This is a genomic window from Pedobacter sp. G11, assembly GCF_003860265.1.
GTDB lineage: Bacteria > Bacteroidota > Bacteroidia > Sphingobacteriales > Sphingobacteriaceae > Pedobacter > Pedobacter agri.
In genome coordinates this window covers 155,077-172,854 of record NZ_CP034190.1, presented here as the reverse complement: position 1 = coordinate 172,854, position 17,778 = coordinate 155,077, and the positions used below count along the sequence as shown (strand labels likewise).

The window sequence follows — 17,778 nt, the reverse complement described above, 5'->3', positions numbered from 1 at the left end:
ATGTGTAATTAGTAATGTTAGAGATTGGGACTGCTAAACCCAAGGTTTCGCATGCCTGATTTAATTTCCGGGGCACTCATAAATAAGTTCCAGATGAGCTTTGTTCTATAATTTTCAATCATCACGATGATCGGACCTTGATCGATTGCAAGTGTTGATGTCGCAAACCATTGATCCTTTAGCGAAAAGGCATCATAAAAACCATACTCGCCCCAGGTTTTGTTTCCCAATTTATAGTAGAAATACTTCATGGCTTGCATGGATTCTGTTGGCGTGTACGGCATAGATGATAAGGCTGCTGTAGGTGCTATCGTGCCCCCGTCATTATTCGGTGAACTTGCAGTATATCCGCCTTGAATATCGCTTGCTGTTAGGCCCCAGCAATTTTCGCTGTAGCCATAATTTCCTAATGGATTCGCTTTACAGTAATTATAATTAATTAAAGTATGCGCTTTTGTTTGTGTTTCGTAATTGGTGTAAGCATCAGTTAAGCCATTCGGATTGATGCCCAGAAATGAATAGTGAGAAAAGAACAGCGGGCCACCATTTGCTGTACCCAAAGGAAGCTGAACACCATAATAAGTGTTTCCATTTTTCATGGCACCGTTTTGTGCCCACCCCATGTCATAAACTGATTTTGGTATCGAAAAAGTAAGAGAGGAGGCAGCCATAACATAAGTAATTAAACATTCATTCCAGCCTTTAATGGGTAAGTTTATATCCCAATTGTAATTTGGGCTCCAGTGCCAGTAAAGTGTTGTGCCATTATCTTTGCGATACCAACTCCATTCAACACCGTTATAAATGGTATTGATATCATTTCTCAAGGCAGTTTCATTCGCGTTTGTGCCGTTAAAATATTGACGGGCAGTAATCAATCCTGCCATTAAAAATGACGTTTCCACTAAATCTCCCCCATTATCTTTAGTGCTAAAAGGAATTACTTTTCCTGTATTCCCATCTAACCAATGTGGATAGGCGCCATGGAAACGTTCTGCTGTTTTAAGGAATGCCACAATTTTTTGCATCCTTGCCAGTCCATCAGCTCTGCTGATAAAGTTTCGGTTAATACCGGCAACCAAAGCCATAATGCCGAAGCCAGAACCTCCAGAGGTCACTGTGTTTCCAGATGTATTTCTTTCTCGGGCCAAACCACTGGATGGGTGGCCAAAATCCCAGAAATATTTAAAGGTTTGTTTTTGAACGAGTGTTAAAAGCTCATCATCTGTGATGCGGGGAAATTTATCGGTATCGTCTAAACCAATAGATAAAGAAATATTAACGGGATTAATTAACCTTCCATTTGTAGAAGATTTTAAATCAGCACTAATGGCTAATGTATATGTTGTAAATGAAGAAAGTGCAGTTTTGGGAACAATTACAATGGTCTTATCTGAATTTTGTATTTGTTGACTGAATGGAACATCTGTTCCGTTAGGGCCTGTGAATTTTATTGCGCTAGCAAGTGTGGAGGTATTTACAGGCGCTGATAGGTTAAGTTTAATTTCAGGTAGGTTATTTAAGCTGTTGTAGCTTAATGTGCCATTATATTTATCGTTAACCGTAAATGATAATGTAGCATCGTTATTAATAGGAGCGGAGCTGCCGCCTTTCTTGCAGCCCAATGCCAATAGCATAGGGATAATAAGCATCAAATACTTTGATCGTAATTTTAATGGAATCAAAAAGTAATTTGATCTAAACATCTATTTATTTAATTTTTGTAATAAGCACACGGCTTTAACCGTGTGCTTAATTATATTATTTTCCGGCAACACCTAAAGCATATAAAGCTTTAATGTGTGCATCAGGAAGAACGGTATTGTAAATTCTCAATTCATCTACTGTACCTGTCATTGCAGCATATTCTACACTTGTATTAACTGCTTTACCAGGAATTACGTTATAGTTACCACCAATAATAAATTCCCCAGGTTCGTAAGCTTTGAATAAGTTATTGCCCACGCCACGGTTGTTGTAAGAACCAACATCAACACCATTTGCCCATTCTTTGAATGTTCCTGAGTTACTATCATAGGTTAAAACCAGGTGTGTCCATACATCAGCGCCAATTTTAGGATTTAGTGTTGCATTCAGATTATCTTGCGATCCACCGCCAACAGTAGAAAATCTTGGTCCAATACCTAGCTTATCAGTAACTGTTGCTGCATTGGCTTGCGTATTTAATCTGAAATCAAGACTTCCATCAAAGGTGTTAGGACGAGCCAAAGTCATTAACATTGTTCTCTTCGAACCATTGTTTAGAATCTGAACCCAGACACTTACCGTGAAGCTTTTTAAGGCATCTGTTTTAAACGCATCAAATTGCTTTGCATAATATAAATAACCTGCTGTAAGCTTAATTGCTTTCCCCTTTACTCCTGTAACAAATGCATCATTTGCCGTTTGAGTAGGCGCTGAAGCTGATTTAAGTTCATTCTTGGTATCATCAAATGACCAATAAGCTTTCAGATTATTTGGGTAGATTTCATCAGAACTGGTATAGCCGTCAATCTTCCCCTGGTAAGCAGAAGGATCTACCTCAGGTAAATTGTTGGGATTGTCACTCTTTTTGCACGATGAAAATATGGCTGAGCAAATGGCAATTCCAAATGCGAAGCGTTTTATATTTAAAGTTGAAATTTTCATTTTCTATAATTTTATGGTTTAATAACCAGGATTTTGAGTTAAAACACCTTTGCTTAAATCAATTTGAGCCTGAGGAATAGGTAGCAAATTGTCTCTTGAAGCAAGGAAATTTGGTCGGCCGGCATTAGGTAATACCGTACCTGAAATACCCCATCTTACTAAGTCAAAGAATCGATCATGCTCCATGGCCAACTCAATCCTTCTTTCTTTTCTAATCGCTTCTCTTAAAACCGACTGATCAGTAGTGACAACATCTGGTAATGTTCCTGTTGTAGCACCTGTTCTTGCTCTTGCACGTACGCTATTCAGTGCAGCTAAGGCTGCAGTGATGTTTCCTGCTCCGCCAACCTCATTTGCTGCTTCTGCATACATTAAAACAACATCAGCATATCTTAAAACACGCATATTCATCCATCTTCCAGCTCTGTTATTATAAAGCGCTCTGAAGGCCGGGTTTGTGTATGTTTTATGGTTATAAGCCGGGTTTTCCCAGGTGGTTCCGGTAGTTTCACCATAAACAGTTTTGTAAGGATTTGGTGATGCTAGAGTAGCTGCTGTATTTCTGTATAAGAAGGTTCTGGCTCTTCTTGGATCATTAGCTTCATAAGCATTTTCTAAGTTCGTATTTGGTACATTCCAACCATAACCTAAGTTCCAATCACCCGGTGCTCTAACGCCTTGCCATTGTATAGCCTCTATTCCATTGTCAGTTGGTACGCTTGCGCTGGCAGTAGCCTGAACCTCGAAAACAGATTCTTTGCTGTTCTCGCCCGATTCACCGAAAATGTTATTGTAGGAAGTGCTTAAGTCATATTGACCAGAAGTCATGACTAAATTAGCAGCGCTCATTGCAGCACCCCATTTTTGTTGTGTCAGGTATACTTTAGCCAACAAGCCATTTGCCATTCCCTTAGATGAACGACCAACAAACTTTTTATCCCAGCTCAATGGAAGGTTTGCTGCAGCAAACTGCAAATCGCTTTCTATAAAAGCATAAATTTGAGCAGCTGTACTTTGAGGTACATTGTATTGATCAACTGTTAAAACTTTATCAATCAAAGGTACTCGTCCGTAAAATCTTACCAGATTGAAATAGGCATACGCCCTTAAAAATCTGGCTTCAGCCTGTGCTTGGATTTTTTGTGCGTCTGTGGCAACAATGTTGTTGTTGGTTTCCACATTTTGTAACACAGTATTACATTTGGCGATGAACGTATAATAAGCTGTCCACATTCCATTGCTAAAACCATTGTTAGGTAGTACTGGAAATAAATCCATGCTGCTTGCATCTGCACCACCATCAGTAGCCGAACTTCCTTTATCAGCATCATCGCTTCTTACACTTGTAGCCAAGAAGAAACCCGTTGCATGAACACCATATGATCTCAAATCGTTATAAGCAGCATAAAGAAATACATCGTATGGTCCAGAACCAGACGGATAAGGATAATCTTCTGTTGTATATTGACCTTGTCTTTGTGTATCTAGAAATTTCTTACAGCCTGTTGAAGAAAATACCATCAATGCAGTAACTGCAAGAACGATACTTTTACGGGTGTTAATATTTGTTTTCATTTTATAATGATTAAATGATTTTAAATTAGAAAGTTACATTTAAACCAACTGAATAAACCGCCGGAACCGGATAAACGCCGTTGTCTGCACCTCCTCCGATAATATCCGAAACTCTTGGCTCAGGTGTATAACCACTCACCTTACTCCAGGTAACAACATTTTGGCCGCTTACAAAAATTCTTAGTTTCTGAATGCCTGTTTTTCCAAAAATCTGATTGTTAAATGTATAACCTAATTGAACGTTACGTAAACGGAAGAAACTTCCTGACTCTAAAAAGTAGGAGCTAAATAATAAGTTATTACCTCTGTTCGCTACAATTGGTTCAACATTAGAAGTACCTGGACCAGTCCAGGCATTTAATCTGTTGCTTTCATAATTAAATGGAGCAAAGTTAGCTGTACGGCGTTGTGTATAAATTTTGTTTCCAGCCACGCCCTGACCTTGAACTGTTGCATCGAAACCTTTATATGCTGCTGATAATGTTAAGCCATAGCTATATGGTGGGAAAGGTGTACCTAAATAGGTTCTATCAGCAGGGCTGATCACTCCATCACCATTTACATCTTCATAAGCGATATCGCCTGGTAATGAATTCGCAAAGCGAGGTTGTTTATCTAAATCAGCTGTTGATTGATAGATACCTACTTGTTTGTATCCGTAAAAATAACCTACTGAATTGCCTGTTTCGGTTAAGTTTGCACCACCATTACCAATAATCTGGAAATTGCTGGTATTACCGATAGAATTCACAATGTTTTTATTATAGCTGAAGTTTCCTGATACATTGTAGGTGAAATCTTCTCCAATTTTATCATTCCAGCCTAAAGTTACCTCAATACCTTTATTAGTTAATTTACCCAAATTGGTGAAATAGGTTTTGTTTTCTGCAGGTAGGGTAAAACTTGTTAAGATACCGTCAGTAGTTTTATTATAATAGTTAATTTCAGCGCTTAATCTGTTATTCAAAGCTCTTAAATCTAACCCAACATCAAAACCTTGTACAATTTCAAAGTGTAAATTTGGATCAGGGATATAAGTAAAATCAACTGCCGGATAAACATTATCTCCAAATACTGCTGTTGATGCCTGCGAAATTGTTTGCTGATATAAGTTGGCATCAACACCTTTAGAATTTCCTAAACGGCCCCAGGCGGTTCTGATTTTTAAGAAATCGATACCTTTGATATTGTTTTTAAAGAAATCTTCATCACTCATTACCCAGCCTAAACCCACGCTACCAAAAGTTCCCCATCTGTTTTGAGGTGCAAATCTAGAACTTGCATCTCTTCTAATGGTTGCATTTAATAAATATTTATTTTTGTAAGAATAACTTACACGACCAAACATACCAACATTTGACTCTTCTGCGCCACTACCACCATTCGTTGTAATATTATCTCTTGCAATAGCATCAATATACCACAGATTTGAATCAAATGGGACTTTTAATGTTGAATCAGTTCTTGATCCATTCAATGTAGTGCTCGATGTATAAATAGATGTAAAACCTAGTAACGCATTAATTCTATGATCATCTTTAATTACTTTATCGTAATTTAATGTATGATCTTGTTGATATTTACGTCCTTCAAAGGTTTCCTGCCTGATACTTGTTCTTGCGGTAGGATCTAAAAATGTTGAGGTAGGGATTGCTCCTTCGCCAATGTTTACAACTCTGTAAGGTATCGGAGTATAAGCTCTTGTATTATTAAATCCTAAATCAGTATAGACTGTAGATTTCCAGGTGAAATCTTTTAGGAATTTAATTTCAGCGTATAAGCTACCATTAAATCTGTAACCTCTATTAATCGAAGTTTGATCATTGCGATCAATAGCGTAAACCGGGTTTCCAACCTGTGCTCTTTGGAAAGATGGCATAGTATTGTACAATCCAGCACCATTATCAACGGGTACATTCGGTACCGCTCTGATTGCACTGTTTAGCACATCTGCAGTTGGTCTATTTCTAAAATGAAAACCTGTTAAATCTGCTCCAATTTTTATTTTATCTGTAATTCTGATTTCCTCATTTAAACGAGCAATAAATTTTTGATAGTTTCCTCTGCCTACCACACCATCCTGGTTGTTGTAACCTAAACTAACTAATGTTGTGCTTTTTTCGTTATTGTTCGAGATGCTTAAAGAGTTGGTATTAATTCCAGCTGTTCTTAATACCTCTTTTTGCCAGTTCGTATCGCCAGTATAGTTAGTGAAGTCAAACGGAGCAGCACCAGCATTTGCAAGGGCTGCAGAATATAACTTTTTAAAACCAGCTGCATCAACCACATCGATCAGATTATTTACATGTTGGATACCATAAGTAGTTTGAAAGTTAACTGTTGTTTTACCTCTCGCTGCTCTTTTCGTAGTGATGGCGATTACACCATTTGCACCCCTCAAACCATAAATTGCAGTTGAAGATGCATCACGTAATACATCAATAGTTTCAATATCGTTTGGGTTTAGATAGTCAATATTATCCTGCAATAATCCATCTACCACATACAGCGGGTTAGAATCTTTTGTACTGGCAATACCTCTTAATCTTACAGTTGGAGCTGAACCCGGAGCGCCGTCGTTTGCAATCGTCATTCCCGGTACTTTTCCCTGTAATGCAGCGATTGGATTGGTAACAGCAAATTTTTCAATTTCTTCGCCCTTAACACTCGAAATTGAACCAGTTACATCCTTTTTTCTTTGTGTACCATAACCTACTACAACCACTTGTTCTAAGTCTTTTGCGCCAGAAGCAAGTACAACATTAATTGTAGTGCGGTTGGCAACTGCAACTTCCTGCGTAGCATAACCAACAAATGTAAATACTAAGGTTGCGTTAGCTGGTGCACTGATGCTATATGCACCCGTTGCATCTGTTTGTGTTCCGGTTTGCGTTCCTTTTACTTGTACGCTTACACTTGGCATGGTGGTTTTGTCACCTCCATCTGTTACAACACCTTTTACAGTGATGTTTTGCGCAAATGCTACGTTAGTTGCGAGTAAAAAAAATACGGCCAGAACAGAAATTCTTGTAAAGATTCTTTTCATGCTTATTATAATTTAGTTTAATTGTTAGGATAAAAGTGTGATTGTTTTTGGTCTTGTGCAAGTGATGCGACCTCTACATTAATACATCAAAGCAAAATTCAAGGTATCTCAAATGTGTTTACTGTTTTGCATTTGAGGCTAAAAACACACTTTTAGCATTTGTAACTGAATAATTACTGATACACAAAGTGTATGTTTTACACAAAGCTTTTTGTAGGGGTAAAATTTTGCCTATGAGAGGTAATGATGTAGTGCCTGATCGGCTGAAAAATGGAACTGAAGGTGAGTACGATGTTTTATGCAAACGTTCCCGGCAATATGTTAAGCCACTTAATTATAATTCCATTAAGAATTCAGTCAGGTTTTTATCATGAGGTACTTCGAGTTTTTTGCGTAGTCGATAACGACGAATCTCGACGCCTCTCAAACTGATATTTAATAATGATGACATCTCTTTACTGCTCATGTTCATTCTCAGATAAGCACAAAGCTTCAGGTCGTTCGGTACAAGATCTGGATGCTGCGCTTTAAGCTTTTTAAAGAAACTTTCATGCGCTTCATTAAAGGAGTTTTCAAACAAATTCCAATCCCGCTCGTCGTTCATTCCATCATTAATTACTTTTTGGATTTTTCGGGTCTGATCTTCCGATAGTTTTTTGCCACTTTCATCCTTAAGTTTTGTGATTTCTCCACTCAATTTTTGCAGCAATTCATTTTTGTACACCAAGGTCATGGCTGAGTTGGCTAATTCTCTGTTTTTTGATGCGAGCTCTGCCTGAAGTTTTTCGGTTTGCAATTTTATAATCTGCTTCTCGTTTATCTCCGCTTCCTGACGTAAAATTTCATCCTGCTCGGCTTTGAGCTTATCGCTTATTTTCTGACTGTCTCGTTTCAGTTTGGTTTCATACGCCCGCTTTCCGAAGATGACGATAATGATGACTAAGACGAGGTATATCAAAATCGCCAGATTATTGAAGTACCAAGGACGCAGAATGGTGAATTCGAAAGAGGTGGTATCGCCTACTGAAGTGTCATCAAGCTTGGCCCGAACTTTAAATGTATAAGTGCCACTACTTAAGTTAGTAAAATCTTTCTGGGTGGCAATGCTCCAATCAGACCAATCTTTGGAATATCCTTCGAGATAGTATTGGAACTTTATCTTTGCTTGTCTGTAATAGGGCAGTGCGAATGATATCCGGATATTATTTCTGCTGTTTGGAATTTCGGTTTCGCTGCTGCTATTGCCGGTTTCGCTGATGGTAAAATACTTATCCGTGATATCTTCAATCCTTCTGATTAGCACTGCCGGTAGTTTTCGTTTCTGAATAGACTGGTTTAAAGTGCTGTTGTAGATTACGAATCCATCATCAACACTGATCAAATAAATGGCGTTGCTGATCTGGCTGATATTTTCATAATATTGCACCATTCTTCCATCTAACAGGCTGAATTGGTTGGAGTCGATTTCAATTTTTCCTGGTTCTGAAAAACTCACCAATGAAGTTTTTCCATGATCAATAAACCAGTATTTCCTATTTCCTGCACTTATGATTTTATTGGAAGTTGCAAAAGACCCCAGACTTTTATTTAGTACATCGTAAGGGGTAAATCTATTACTTAGCTCATCATAGGTATAAAATCCACGATCGGATGAAAACACGATTCTGTTCTCCAGGTTAAATATATTGATGTTATAGTTACCTGGTAATCCATTTCTCTCGTCAAAATATTTGGTACTGGTTACTTTAGTATAATCACTATTTAGTGTCAGTTTGTACAAGCCCTTGTAAGCATGCGCTACCCAAATATCACCCTTATGATCTTGTTCGATAAATCTGGATGGTTCACCAAAACCCAATATTTTGTTGCTAAATTTTAAACCCGCTGACGTATTTTTATAAAGTGATAATCCTATGTATGTGCCTTGAATGAAATAATTAGGATTTGAGGATGATTTTTTGATAGTCCACCCACCGCTGATTGTTGAAATCCAGGTAATTTGGTCGCCAACAACTTTAAAGGTGCCATTGTTATGCCCGCAAATCAATTCATTATTTAAAATGGCCAGTTCCCAAACCTGCCCCTGAGAATTCGGAATCAACCGGAAGTTGAAAGGAACCAATTCACTGTTTTTTGACCAATCACTATAAAACAAACCTTGGTTGGTACCCAAGTAAATTTTGTCTTTAAAAATAATACTCGAATAAACTGTTCCAAATTGACCTGTTTTATCGAAATAAAAGTATAATGGAGAATTTAACTCAATACGGTCTATTCCATTATCTAAACCAGTCCATAAGTTTTGTTCATTATCAGCATATATGCTTAACACAGTATTATTTTGTAATCCGCTTGATTTATTGATGCGTTGTACCACGGTTCCATTTTCATCGATGATAATTAAGCCATTCAAAATGGTTCCGTAAGCATAATATTTATCCAATAACTTAACGCCATTATTCAATTGAAAAGTTTTAAGATAATTATTTGCCGGAGTTAGTAGCGGAGTAAAATTTTTCCCATCGTAGGTAAAAAGCCCGTTTTTGCTTGTGCCAATGATTAATCCATTTTGTTTATAAGGAAGAATTGACAGAATGCCCTGTTTACCCAGTTTGTCACTATTTGGAATATAGGTTAATTTGCTTCCAGATAGTTCAAACAAGCCTTTATCAAGTACTTCTATTAAATAACGGTTATTCACTTTGTGAAGAAATAGAAATGATGACGGTGCTTTAATTATTTCTATCTTTTCATTTTTGTAGATGAATATTCGAGAGAAAGATTGAAAAATAACCCGATCCCAGTCTACATATATTTTCCATATCTCATCACTCACTTTAACGCCTTTTGGCAAGAGTGAGGTGAGTGATTTGTAACTTAGCTTGTTGTTTAAATAGGCCCAGTAACCAAATTCTCCAAAACCACCGGTGTAAATTTTGCCATTCTGATCGGTAGCAACCGACCGAACAATTTGCCGGTTAGGCATTTGGTATTTTTGCCAGTACTTACCATCGAAAGTTAAAAGCCCTTCTGCATTCCCGAAATACATTACGCCCTTATTGTCTTTAGCTATGCTCCAGTTTTGGTTGCCTGAAGCATAAACTGATTTTGGGTAATTTTCAATATAGGGAACGCCAATACTTTTTATATCGGCAGCATGTATTAAACTGGTGGTAAGTGAAAGGAATATGAATAGGTGTACTAGTTTCAGCATAGAATGGTATTTGGTTAATCCAGTATGATACAAAGTAACTCAAAAAAGTTGGAAGGAGGTGAGTGAATGGGGATTAGTTCACAACATCAATAGAAAGGATCTCTACCGCCATTTAATAAATAAGCCTTTTGTTATTGCAAAGCGATAACAAAAGGCTTAAGTCAAAACTAGAATTATTTCTATACTGCTGTTACTTCAGATTTTTTAGCTACTGGCTGCGGCACTTTTACATAATAACCAGTTCCATCGTATGGGCGTTTACGTGGATTTGTTGTACAAGCAGTTGAACAACATCCTTGTAGTTCTTCACCACAATCATCGCATTGCGTAATGTGTTCATTACATTCCGGATTGGCGCAATTGATCATTTTCGGAGTAGTTTTGCCACAGTTGTAGCAAACTGAAACCACAGTTGGATTAATATTATTTACATCTACCGCAATGCGGTTATCAAAAACGTAGCACTTGCCTTCAAAATCTTTGCCACCAGCTTCTTTGCCGTATTTAATGATGCCGCCGTGAAGTTGGTAAACATCATTAAAACCATGATGAAGTAACAAGGCAGAAGCTTTCTCACACTTGATTCCTCCGGTACAGTAAGTTAAAATCTTCTTATCTTTATATTGAGCAAGCTGATTGATCTGCTTAGGAAAATCTCTGAAATTCTCGATGTCAAGCGTAACCGCATTCTTGAATTTGCCTAAATTGTGCTCATAATTAGAGCGCACATCTAAAATAACAACATCTTCATCATCCTTCATCTTCATAAACTCCACAGGCTCCAAATGCTTTCCTGTTTTTTCGTTTGGATTGATGATTGAGGTATCGCGTAATCCGGAATGAACAATTTCAGATTTGTAACGGCAATGCATTTTTAAAAAGGAAAGTTCATCAACCTCATCAATTTTAAATTCTGTTTTCGCAAAACGCTCATCAGCATGGATGGCTTTCATGTAAGCTTCACAGGCTTCAGGGGTTCCGGAAACGGTTCCGTTTAGTCCTTCATCGGCAACGATGATCCGTCCAACTAAATCTAACGATTTACAAAATTTAAGGTGATCTGTAGCAAATTGTTCTGCATCTGCTATATAACTATAGCAGTAATAAAGTAGTGTTTGATATTTTTTCATAACGCTGTTGATACCGTTGCAAACGGCGTTTAAAGCGTGGCAAAGATAATGCTTTTAGCTTAAAGACCAAAGCAGAAAGCTTTAGCCTTTAAGCTTTTTGCTTTGCGCTTAAAATCCGTAAGCAATCCTGAATCCTTGCGTTAGTTTTTTGGCGCCATCATATGCAAAACCATAACTCGCTCTTAACACCAAACGTTGAAATCCAAAATAAAACTCTTTGTAATTTCTTTTTTCAGGAGAAGATAAGTAACCTCCGCCGATAAATTCTTCGAGCTTTGCTTTACGTAACAACGGAATTTTGTTCAGGAAAAAACCAGAAAAATTGTGCTCCAAATGCGCTTCAAAGTATTGTTGGTTTGTACTAAACTGGTAAAAATCCAGGTATTGAAACTTTCTTAAATTAGGAGGGAAGATGGTTGATATGTTACCAGCGAAGTGTTTATAATCTGGATAATACATGCTCTTGTTGTTTAAAAACTTCCCTGCTCCAACCAATAATGAAGTATATCCCCATAATCCTAAACCGATGCGGTCTTGTACCAATTCTAGTTTCACGAAATCATAATCTACGTCGCTGCCCAACACATTATTAAAGCCCTTTTTATATAAAACTGTAATTTTTGGGAAGTGAGATTCGGTATAAAACTTCCCATCCGGGCGGGTGATGTATTTCTGACCAATGGTATAAGTTAAACTAGCGGTGGCGCTGAATGATCTATACGTTGGAAATAATGGTGTTTCTGCTCCAGGCGTAAACGGATTATTTGAGGTAAACTCCCGATCTTTGGCATCGAAAAATTTAAAATCAGTACTATTCGTTAAGGTATTGTTTTTACTATAATCAAGGCTTATGTTTCCTTGTAAGCCTGTGGCCAGCTCTCTTGAGGTGTAAATACTGGCAAAGCTTTTCTCATAAAATTTCGGAAAATTCTTTTCATACAACAGTGAGTTGATGGTATTTCCCAACGCCGTCATTGAGCCTAGATTATTCAAATCAAAAATACCATTTCCAAAAGATGCCCCAACAGTAGCACGTTTTAAAGGATTGTAATAATAACTTCCCGTTAAACTTCCGGTAAGTTTCTGGTTCGCAAAACCATATCTCAGCTCGGGTCTTACAGAATATGATCGCCTGTTTTCGAAATCTTTTCTATACGTTACTCCATATTTAATCGCAAAACCTTCCACAGTGTTATAAAAAACCGACCTTAAAATCGGATCAAAACTGAGGTATTTTTTATCATAGCGATCGTTTTTGCTATAGCCCCTTAACAGCAGTTTTCCAATGCTAAATTTGTTGTTTTCTTTTTCAAGGGAGTCGAGATAATATTTAGATTCCTTCAGTTTTGCTACGCTATCTTTTTTAACATAATTAATTTGTTCATCTGGAGTTAATGGAATAGGGCGGTTATTGGTCCAGTAGGTCGAGTCTTTTTTATTAACCATTTCCGTGACTTTTAGTATTTCTCCACTGAAAAAATCTTTGGGAAACTTTGGTTCGAGATTGTAGTTGCTATAAATACCGACGAAATATCCGGCTATTTTAAAACCCAGAACATTGCCTGCAAACTGAAAATTAATGTTTGTAGGCATATAAATGTCTTTTACTTTAGTAAACTGTTGGTTGATGTTTAAAGTATCAATAAAATTAATACCCGAATTTTCTGTCAGATAAACATCGGTATTATAAATCCTCCAGCTTTCATCAATAATATAAATGTAACCCCTAAAAACCGGATCGTTTTCTCTACGTGGAATTACTTGTATCTTATGTACAATCTCACCATTTTCTTTCGATTCGCCTACGAGTTTATATTTGTAGTAAAACATGGCATTATCTGCAATTGGAGAAATAAAGCCTCTTGCGCTCAATGTATTCTCTAAAAGATAATTATCATAAAAATTGATGATCAAGTCTGAAGCTTTATTGAAACTGAAAGCATTGTTTCTGCCAGCAACTTTCGAAGAAATCATTTCTTCGTGAATATCATTCGGGCGGCGAAAACTAAACTTACTTTGCGATTCTGATAAATAAATAATTCCCCGTCTGTTCGTATCCAGTTCTAAAACTTTTTGAATATCCTGACCAAAAAACTTTTTAGGCGCACCTTTAAGCCGCTGAACACCCTTGATATAGACATCGCAACTAAAAGCATTCACCTCATTTAAATGCACTTTTCGTTGCTTAATTGCCTTTCTGATAATTTCGAAGGCCGGATCTTCAGCATTTGCTTTGATGGTCACATTATCCAGCGTATAACTTTCTGAAGACAAGTTTATATTCTGAGTAATGTTGCCAGATAGTTTTACCGATTGATCCTGTTGCTTATAGCCAACTGCTCTGTAACTGAGCATGTATTCACCTTTTTCAAGTTTAAGGGCATATTTCCCATCAACATTGGCTGATGTTCCGGTAGTCGTATTTTTAACATAAACAGAAGCAAACGGTACGGGCTGTCCACCTGTATCCTTAATTGTTCCGCTAACGGTATAATGCTGAGCAAATGCAAAATGGGTTAGGCCACAAAAAAGGATGAGTGCGCAGATTCTGATCATAAGTGTCGATTAGTAAGCTATAAATATCGAATTAGTTTTAACACTATACACACAGTAGTGTGTTAAAGTTTGTTAAGTTCATTAAAAAATGTCTGTTTGATTAAAATATTTAATGCTGATATCAGAAAATTAAGTTTCCTGAAATTAATCAAACGTTTGTGCTTAAATACTGGTTCAAAAAGTGAGTCAATTAAGGTGTCGAGCAGTTTTTTTTATAACTTTGAGCAAAATCAACCGATATCAAACATGTATAAAACATTACAACCAGTTCTTCAGAAGGAACTTGAAGAAATCGAAAACGCTGGATTATATAAACGCGAACGTATTATTGTTACACCACAAGGTGCCGATATTAAAGTTAATGGTGGGGCAGAAGTAGTTAATTTCTGTGCAAACAACTATTTAGGTTTATCATCTCATCCAAAAGTGATAGAGGCCGCAAAAAAGGCGATTGATGATCACGGATACGGCATGTCGTCAGTTCGTTTTATCTGTGGAACACAAGATGTGCATAAAGAACTTGAAGCTAAAATTTCTCAGTTTCTGGGCACTGAAGATACTATTTTATATGCAGCTGCATTTGATGCTAACGGTGGTGTATTTGAACCGTTGTTTAACGCGGAAGATGCGATTATTTCTGATGAGTTGAACCATGCATCAATTATAGATGGCGTACGTTTATGTAAGGCACAACGCTTCCGTTATAAAAACGCTGATATGGAAGATTTGGAAAAGCAATTAATTGCGGCTAAAGATTGCAGACACCGGATTATTGTTACCGATGGTGCCTTTTCTATGGATGGTTCTGTTGCTCCACTTGATAAAATTGCTGATCTGGCTGATAAATACGAAGCATTAATTATGATTGATGAATCGCACTGTACTGGGTTTATCGGTAAAAATGGTAGAGGTACTCACGAACATTTTAACGTAATTGATCGGATCGATATCATCACCGGAACTTTAGGTAAAGCGCTTGGTGGTGCATCTGGTGGTTTTACCTCAGGTAAAAAGGAAATTATCGATATGCTGCGCCAACGTTCGCGTCCGTATTTATTCTCAAACACTTTAGCGCCAGCGATTGCGGGAGCATCTATTGCGGTATTAGATATGTTGAGCGAAACTACCTCGTTAAGAGATAAATTAGAAAGCAACACTAAATATTTTCGCGAAAAGATGACTGAGGCTGGTTTTGATATCAAACCCGGTTTTCATCCAATTGTGCCTGTGATGCTTTATGATGCAAAAATTGCGCAAACTTTCGCAGCGAAAATGTTAGAAGAAGGTATCTACGTAATCGGGTTCTTTTATCCGGTTGTGCCACAAGGTAAAGCACGCATTCGTGTACAACTTTCGGCTGGCCATGAGCAACATCATTTAAATAAAGCCATTGCGGCTTTTACTAAAGTTGGTAAAGAACTTGGCGTGATTTAACTCCTTTTAGTTTTATAGAATTCATAGAAAGCCGCCTTAGTGCGGCTTTCTATGTTTTGGGTTCATTTTCTTTTATACTGATATTGTAAACAGAATTTTTGAACCCGACAACACTAACTTTTTTCGATTATTTGCCTTATATTTGAAGCCATGTTACAGGATAAAATAACACAATATACTGAGAAAATTAATTCTTTTGTTACTGAAAAAGCAGATGAATTAGAGCAGTTCCGCATAAAATACTTAGGTAGCAAAGGCATCATCAAAGAAATTTTTGAAGAGTTTAAAACAGTTTCTACTGATGAAAAGAGATCATTAGGGAAAGTTTTGAATGAATTTAAACAACTTGCCGAATCAAAATACCAAACCTTAAAGGAATCAACTGAAGGGGCTGGTGTAAAAGCAGAAGAATTGGCTATTGATATGACATTACCTGGTGAAGGTTTTGAAATTGGTTCCCGCCATCCTTTGGCATTGGTTCGTAGAGAAATTGTCGAAATTTTCGCAAAACTTGGTTTTACTGTAGCTGAGGGTCCTGAAATTGAAGATGACTGGCATAACTTTTCTGCATTAAACTTCCCGGAAGAGCATCCGGCAAGAGATATGCAGGATACTTTCTTCATTAAAAAAGGAGGAGAGAAAGGTGATATCGCTTTGCGTACGCACACTTCATCTGTTCAGGTGCGTATGATGGAGCAGGGGCAGCCACCATTTAGAGCCATTATGCCTGGTCGCGTTTACCGTAACGAAGCCATTTCGGCAAGAGCACATTGCTTTTTTCATCAGATAGAGGGTTTGTATGTAGATGAAAATGTGTCATTTGCTGATTTGAAGCAAACATTATTCTATTTTGTGCAGGAATTATATGGCGAAGGTACACAGGTTCGTTTCCGCCCATCTTATTTTCCTTTTACAGAGCCCTCTGCAGAAATGGATATTTCTTGTACCATTTGTAAAGGTGCCGGCTGCAACATGTGTAAACATAGCGGTTGGGTAGAAATTTTAGGCTGTGGTATGGTAGACCCGAATGTGTTGGAAAACTGTGGTATCGATTCAAAAAAATACAGCGGTTTTGCTTTTGGTATGGGAATAGAAAGGATTACCAATCTTAAATATGTCATTAAAGATTTGCGTTTATTCTCTGAAAACGATGTTCGTTTCTTAAAACAATATAAATCTGCCTTAATTTGATGAGGTATCTATATAGCATATTATTTGTTTTGGTTCTTTTTACCAGTTGCGGTAAAGAAGAAAACTTTATTCCGGATGTACCGGTTAACTACAATGTAACACTTGTTGAATTTGGCATTAAAGCAGTAAATAATGTGCTGTTGGTTCCAAATCATGGTATTGGAGGACTAGTTATTGTGCGGACACCACTTGGCGGATTTGTGGCCTTTGATCGTTGCAGTACAGTTAATCCCGAAAAAATATGCAAAATTGTTCCTGATGAAAGTGGCTTAACAGCTACTGATCCATGCTCAGGAGCAAAATTTTCTCTTCTTGATGGTACACCTCAAAAAGCACCTGCAGAAAGAACTTTAAAAACATATAGTGTTTCCCTGCAGGGAAACATTACAATTAACGTTAGAAATTAATGGAAGCTGAAAAAATAAAAGAAACAGTAAAAAAGGCTGCCAAAGAACTTTTTAGAAAATATGGTTATCACAAAACAAGTGTTAACGAGATTGCTAAAAAGGCGAGGATTGCCAAAGCAACCATTTATAAATATTTTGAAAGTAAGGAACAGGTTTTAGATAGTATTCTGATGGATTATCTGGATCAAAACCTTCATGAAATCATTAACAATAAGGTAAGTTACGGTTCTGAAGAAGAGCACCTGAAGGCTTTGGTAATGAAAACCAGCCGACTGTCTTTTACGGCTTGCAACGAATTTATCGGATGGGATTTTGTTCGTGAAAATGCCAATTCACAAGAGTTTTTAAAGCATTTATCTGATCAGCTGGAAGCGTTATTATTGGCTGCTTACCTGGAATTAGATACGTTTAAAAATAATCCGGCAAGGAGAGAAGGGTTAGCATTTTTGCTTAAAGCAAGTAAGAGTATCGTCTTCTCATTCGCCTTTACTTCGGTAAGTGATTCCGATGTACGTAAGAATTTTGTAAGTTTTCAAAAAGAGATTCTCCCTTTTTTAGTGAAGGCTGCACTTTAAT

11 protein-coding genes are annotated in these 17,778 nt (G+C 37.3%); 4 read left to right on the top strand and 7 right to left on the bottom strand.

The window, feature by feature from the left end; all coding sequences use genetic code 11:
- Nucleotides 1-17 precede the first annotated feature (17 nt).
- From EA772_RS00685 to EA772_RS00655, 7 genes are all read right to left on the bottom strand, one after another.
- On the bottom strand, nucleotides 18-1,652 hold the full coding sequence (locus EA772_RS00685) for a glucoamylase family protein (RefSeq protein WP_124910794.1): 1,635 nt from the start codon (nucleotides 1,650-1,652) through the stop codon (nucleotides 18-20).
- A 109-nt stretch (nucleotides 1,653-1,761) separates the two neighbouring features.
- Complete coding sequence (locus EA772_RS00680; RefSeq protein WP_116170739.1) at nucleotides 1,762-2,649, bottom strand: LamG-like jellyroll fold domain-containing protein; 888 nt, start codon at nucleotides 2,647-2,649, stop codon at nucleotides 1,762-1,764.
- An 18-nt stretch (nucleotides 2,650-2,667) separates the two neighbouring features.
- Nucleotides 2,668-4,224, bottom strand: a complete 1,557-nt coding sequence (locus EA772_RS00675) for a RagB/SusD family nutrient uptake outer membrane protein (protein WP_124910793.1) — start codon at nucleotides 4,222-4,224, stop codon at nucleotides 2,668-2,670.
- Between the two features lie 25 nt (nucleotides 4,225-4,249).
- Nucleotides 4,250-7,270 carry a TonB-dependent receptor gene (locus EA772_RS00670; RefSeq protein WP_124910792.1) on the bottom strand — a complete coding sequence of 1,007 codons (3,021 nt, stop codon included), beginning with the start codon at nucleotides 7,268-7,270 and terminating at the stop codon, nucleotides 4,250-4,252.
- Nucleotides 7,271-7,604: 334 nt separating this feature from the next.
- Nucleotides 7,605-10,484 (bottom strand): triple tyrosine motif-containing protein, encoded by a 2,880-nt coding sequence (locus EA772_RS00665; protein ID WP_124910791.1) that lies wholly within the window; start codon nucleotides 10,482-10,484, stop codon nucleotides 7,605-7,607.
- A 179-nt stretch (nucleotides 10,485-10,663) separates the two neighbouring features.
- Nucleotides 10,664-11,614, bottom strand: coding sequence for a rhodanese-related sulfurtransferase (locus EA772_RS00660; RefSeq protein ID WP_124910790.1), 951 nt, complete (start codon nucleotides 11,612-11,614; stop codon nucleotides 10,664-10,666).
- Between the two features lie 108 nt (nucleotides 11,615-11,722).
- The gene (locus EA772_RS00655; RefSeq protein ID WP_124910789.1) at nucleotides 11,723-14,170 is read right to left on the bottom strand and encodes a DUF5686 and carboxypeptidase regulatory-like domain-containing protein; all 2,448 of its coding nucleotides are present in this window, start codon (nucleotides 14,168-14,170) and stop codon (nucleotides 11,723-11,725) included.
- 246 nt (nucleotides 14,171-14,416) lie between these two features.
- On the opposite strand from EA772_RS00655, the gene kbl reads away from it, so the two are divergent.
- The 4 genes from kbl (at nucleotide 14,417) to EA772_RS00635 (ending at nucleotide 17,777) form a co-directional block, all read left to right on the top strand.
- On the top strand, nucleotides 14,417-15,604 hold the full coding sequence (gene kbl / locus EA772_RS00650) for a glycine C-acetyltransferase (RefSeq protein ID WP_124910788.1): 1,188 nt from the start codon (nucleotides 14,417-14,419) through the stop codon (nucleotides 15,602-15,604).
- 150 nt (nucleotides 15,605-15,754) lie between these two features.
- Entirely contained in the window at nucleotides 15,755-16,795 is a 1,041-nt protein-coding gene (pheS, locus tag EA772_RS00645; protein WP_124910787.1) for a phenylalanine--tRNA ligase subunit alpha, read from the top strand.
- Complete coding sequence (locus EA772_RS00640) at nucleotides 16,795-17,202, top strand: hypothetical protein (protein ID WP_116170746.1); 408 nt, start codon at nucleotides 16,795-16,797, stop codon at nucleotides 17,200-17,202. Before pheS ends, EA772_RS00640 begins: the two co-directional genes overlap by 1 nt.
- Nucleotides 17,202-17,777, top strand: a complete 576-nt coding sequence (locus EA772_RS00635) for a TetR/AcrR family transcriptional regulator (protein ID WP_010601187.1) — start codon at nucleotides 17,202-17,204, stop codon at nucleotides 17,775-17,777. Before EA772_RS00640 ends, EA772_RS00635 begins: the two co-directional genes overlap by 1 nt.
- The last annotated feature ends 1 nt before the right edge of the window (nucleotide 17,778 follow it).